Annotated in this window: 3 protein-coding genes and 2 pseudogenes; 3 read left to right on the top strand and 2 right to left on the bottom strand. The window is 64.7% G+C overall.

Going from position 1 to position 4,108, the window contains the following annotated elements; translation table 11 throughout:
• Positions 1-140: 140 nt before the first annotated feature.
• Positions 141-455: a hypothetical protein gene (locus tag HNR00_RS25255; protein ID WP_183574307.1), complete on the bottom strand. Its 315-nt coding sequence runs from the start codon at positions 453-455 to the stop codon at positions 141-143.
• A gap of 14 nt (positions 456-469) precedes the next feature.
• Positions 470-1,704, bottom strand: a pseudogene (locus HNR00_RS25250) (MBL fold metallo-hydrolase).
• Positions 1,705-1,799: 95 nt separating this feature from the next.
• Here HNR00_RS25250 and HNR00_RS25245 point away from each other — a divergent pair.
• The 3 genes and pseudogenes from HNR00_RS25245 (at position 1,800) to HNR00_RS25235 (ending at position 3,753) form a co-directional block, all read left to right on the top strand.
• Complete coding sequence (locus tag HNR00_RS25245) at positions 1,800-2,063, top strand: helix-turn-helix transcriptional regulator (RefSeq protein ID WP_183574305.1); 264 nt, start codon at positions 1,800-1,802, stop codon at positions 2,061-2,063.
• Positions 2,064-2,526: 463 nt separating this feature from the next.
• Positions 2,527-3,015, top strand: a pseudogene (locus HNR00_RS25240) (transposase); the annotation flags it as partial.
• Between the two features lie 390 nt (positions 3,016-3,405).
• Complete coding sequence (locus tag HNR00_RS25235; RefSeq protein ID WP_183574303.1) at positions 3,406-3,753, top strand: hypothetical protein; 348 nt, start codon at positions 3,406-3,408, stop codon at positions 3,751-3,753.
• The last annotated feature ends 355 nt before the right edge of the window (positions 3,754-4,108 follow it).

Here is a 4,108-nt window from a genome sequence, read left to right as displayed (position 1 = left end):
TGGCCCTGCGCGATCAACACGTCCGCCTGCCGCAGCTTGGCGACTACATCCTCCGGCTTGTGCCGCTTCGTTCCCATCTGTCCGTCCTCGTCCTGACCCGCAGGCCATACCTCAGGGCGGACCACTCCCATGGGGGCGGATCAGTCGTAGTGCGTCCACACGGCCTGGGTCGGGTCGGCGGCGAATGCGCCACCCGTGTCGAGCCGGACCAGGGTCTGGCGTTGGCGCAAAAGGTACTTGGTGTGCGTCTCCGCTGTGACCGTGCCGTTCGGGTAGGTGATGCGGAAGATCGAGGCGCCGCGGTGGTAGACGTTCACCGCCTCACGCCGCACTGCCAGGATCAAGTCGGGGTGAGCGAGCACGTCCCGCCACCAGCCCGGCCGCTCCGCCAGCGCTTCCAGGGCGTCGACGAAGCCGGGGCTCAGGGTTCGGAAGTCGGACGTCGGTTCGCTCACGCTGCACACTCCCACTAAGTCCCGTCCTGTTCGATGGTGACGCTCGGCCCGAACAGCGCCGGGTACTGCTCGGGGGCGAAGGTATGGATCGGCACGAGCCGGCGCGGGGCGAGCGCGGCTGCGAGGCGTCGAAGGTCAGGGATGCTGGCGTGGCCCGAGGTGTGGGCGTGCGCGAGCGGGATGGCGCGAGTGGTCAAGTCGTCCGCGAGCGCCTGCCCGCGCGGCTGATGCAGGTAGCCGTCCCACTGCGACCAGATCGCCCGTGCGCCTGTGAGGCAGTTGGACCGGTCGAGGTCGGGCAGCATCGAGTGTCGGAACAGCAGTGCGGCGCGCGGGGCGAGCGCCGGGAGATCCTCGGCGTAGACGCGGTTGTGTGCCCGTGTGCCGTCAGCAGGTCGAAGCGGCCGGTTCGCTTGATCTGGACCCGTTGGTGGTGTGGCACGAACACCGCCACGCCCGACCAGTTCGACTGGGGGATGCGCGGGTTGCCGGTCGCGGCCAGCACCGCGGCGGCGTAGAGGTCGAGGATTAGGGTGCGCCCGGTGCGCTTCGCCGCGCGGTAGAGCGAGACGACCCGGTCGGTGTTCTGGGCGGAGGCCGCGACCAGCGCCATGCCGGGTGTCTTGGTTAACAGCTCTACGAGCCGCCCCTCGATCTCGTCCTCGCTGGGGAAGGTCCGGTCCGGGTCGAGCCGACCAAGGCTGGAGCCCTCCATGAGCAGGGTGTCGATGTTGCGCGGCGGGTCGCGCAGCAGCCGCTCGAACAGCGCGCCCTTGCGGCCGTGGCCGCGCACGTCGCCGGAGTAGAACAGGCGTTGTCCGCCCGCCTCGATCAGCAGGGCGTAGGCGTCGTAGGCCGAATGGTCGACGAGGTAGGGCGTGACGGTGAACGGGCCGAGGCGCAGCGGCTGGCGGTCGGCGAGGGGAACCGTGTTCGTCGGGACGTAGCAGTCTGGGACGAAGGTCGCGGCCGCCTTGAGGATGGCCAGCGTTGCCGCGCCGAGCGCCACCGGCAGGTTCGGCCCGGCGAGGTGGCTCAGCCCGGTGTGGTCGCGGTGGCCGTGGCTGAGTACGAGGGCGAGCAGGTCGCCGCCGCCAGCCAGACCGTCGATGTCGGGGTAGCATGTCTGGTCGCCCGGATCGCCGTCGAGCGGCAGACCGAGGTCGAGCAGGAGGCGGGCGCCGTCGTGCGCCAGCTCGATGCAGGAGCCGCCGATTTCGCGCGCGCCGCGGTGGATGCGCACCCGCATCGGTCGTCTCGCCCCCCGGTTGTGGGACGAACTTAGCCGTAAGGTGTGGCTATAGACAGTGGTTAGATAGCCCGTCCCACGTGCTGATCCGGTCCATGAAGGGTCGGGCTCTGGTCGCGTGGAACCTGCGCCGGGTGCGGGTGGCGCAAGGCTTGTCGCAGGAGCGGCTGGCAGCGGATGCGGGCGTAGACAGAGCCTATCTCGGAAGCCTGGAGCGTCAGGCCGAGAACCCGACGGTTGATTTGCTTGACAAGGTCGCTGAGGCGCTGGCGGTGCCGCTGAGTGAGTTGTTTTTAGCGCCAGCCGCCGATGAGTCACCGCCTATGCCGCTGCGGGGTGGCCGACGGGGGCGTAATTAAAACGGAAGCGGTGGGTGCCCGGAGCGGTACACTGGAGGTGCCCGCTACATCGGGTATCAACACAGTGTGCACCCCGTACACAGCCTATACGGTGTGCATACTCTACATGGCCACGAGCCAGTCCTGACAGGTCCGACCCTGTCCGAAGCAAGCCGAATTAGAATGTGGGATGCGCTGTGGGCTGTCGCCAGGGGCGAACTGAAAAGCCCAACGCTTACAGTAGTTTAAGGGAAGGATGGCGGAGAGGGGGGGACTGGCCCTCAAGGCCGAAAAACTCAATCAAATCAATGGTTATTCGCATGGCTTTCAGTAGCGTTTGTACCAGTTGATTGTACCGGCGTCGATGCAGATCAGCGCAGCGCATTGCCTTTGACGCTCGCGTTCTGGCCATGCCGTCTTGCGTGCCAGCTACGCCGTAGCGTGACGTCACGCGACCACGATCTTGCGCGTTCTTTACCGGTAAGCCTCGCCGTCCGCCGCAGTGCTCGACAGCCAGACCGTCAAAACGATGGAGAGCGGCGGGCCGCGCAGCTACGACGCTGGCAAGAAGGTCAAAGGCCGCAAGCGCCAAGCGCTGGTCGACACGGACGGGCGTGCGCTCGTCCTCGATCCGCAACCTGCCGACGTGCAGGACCGGGACGGAGCCGTTCCGGTGCTACGCCTGTCGCGCCGGACCTTCCAGTTCATCGCCAAGGCCTTCGCCGACGCCGGCTATACCGGTGACAAGCCAGCGAGCGCGACGATCATCGCCGTCGAGATCGTGCGCAAGCCGCCGGATCAGGTTGGCTTTGCTGTTCATTTACGTCGGTGGGTCGTTGAGAGGTTCTTCGCCTGGATCAGCCGCAACCGACGCCTCTGGAAGGATCCGGAAGCGACACTCGCCTCCGCACGAGCCTTCCTCTACGCCGCAGCCGTCATGATCCTCGTCAGGCGCCTCGCCCGATCAGCCTGAATTCTCGGACTGACTCTTAAGTGGACATTGCAAGTGAGTGCCAGACCCGGGATTATAGCAAGCAATTACCAGAACATACTCGTTCCATTGATTAGAACCCCCATCCGGTATGAGAGGTCTATTTAAATGGGTCCCTTCCTACAACACAACCGGGCCTGCCCTCGTGTTCCCGCCTGACCGAGTCAGGCCGAGAGTGGCTGGTCCGCTGCGAAGGTAGGCCAGAAAGCGGGGCTGGCCCTACTGATCGAACCTCGTAGGAGGGAGCAAACCAAAACCATCCCCGCCGCTGTCGACGAAGGCGGAAGCCGTTCATCAACTGTAAAGCCGCACTTGAGCTTCCTGCGCCGAACTATCAGGCTACGGAACCGACCCCCTGTCACAGGTGCGGGCATGATCGATATCGAGCCATTCGTTGTGGTCGGCGTCGTGGCGGCGCTCCTACTGCTCTTCCGTCTTGTCAAAGGACGAAGCTCTTCAGAGGGCGGCACCCCTGCTTCTGGAGCGCCTCCCAAACCAGCTGCATCCGTTATGCAGCCGTCGGCATCACCGGGGCCCACCGCCCCTTCCGAACGCGATAGAACGGTCCTTCGCGCCTTCCGCAACGTGTTCGCGATGATGCACGAGCCCAGACGCCAACAGATGATTCAAACCTGCATGCGCGCGAACAGCTGTTCTAAGACGGAGGCAATGGAGATCCTTCTGGACGAACACGGCGCGGCCATAACGAGATTTGATTGACGTTTCCTGACTAGAGTCCTTAAGCATAAGTCGATCGAAGACAGGGAAATTCGAAGTGCCTAGTAGATCCTGAAACTGAAATTTGCCGCCTCGATCCGACATTGCCTAAGCGTCGACATCCGAGTCCGGCGGTGCTCTTGGACACCATAAAGAGATCGTTCATCGCCTCGCTCCTGACCCGAGACGTCGACGGCTGGTGCCCGGATCCTTTCTTCCACGCCGGGTCCGGGCCGCTTGGTGCTGGTCGAATCGCAGTTCACACCCTAGCACTACTTTGGCAGATCGCTTTCAAGGTGGCTGGTCGAGGGCGGCCTCACAGTGCGGGCATCGCCGCGGTGGTGGCCGGCTGAGGTGT

This window comes from Methylorubrum rhodinum, from assembly GCF_014199935.1.
GTDB classification, from domain to species: domain Bacteria; phylum Pseudomonadota; class Alphaproteobacteria; order Rhizobiales; family Beijerinckiaceae; genus Methylobacterium; species Methylobacterium rhodinum.
The sequence above is the reverse complement of the archived record's forward strand: the minus strand, read 5'-3'. Positions and strand labels throughout refer to the sequence as shown.

Excerpts from the sequence above, each read along its gene's own strand:
- HNR00_RS25245 (WP_183574305.1), top strand. The coding sequence starts at position 1,800 with ATGAAGGGTCGGGCTCTGGTCGCGTGGAACCTGCGCCGGGTGCGGGTG.
- HNR00_RS25235 (WP_183574303.1), top strand. The coding sequence starts at position 3,406 with ATGATCGATATCGAGCCATTCGTTGTGGTCGGCGTCGTGGCGGCGCTC.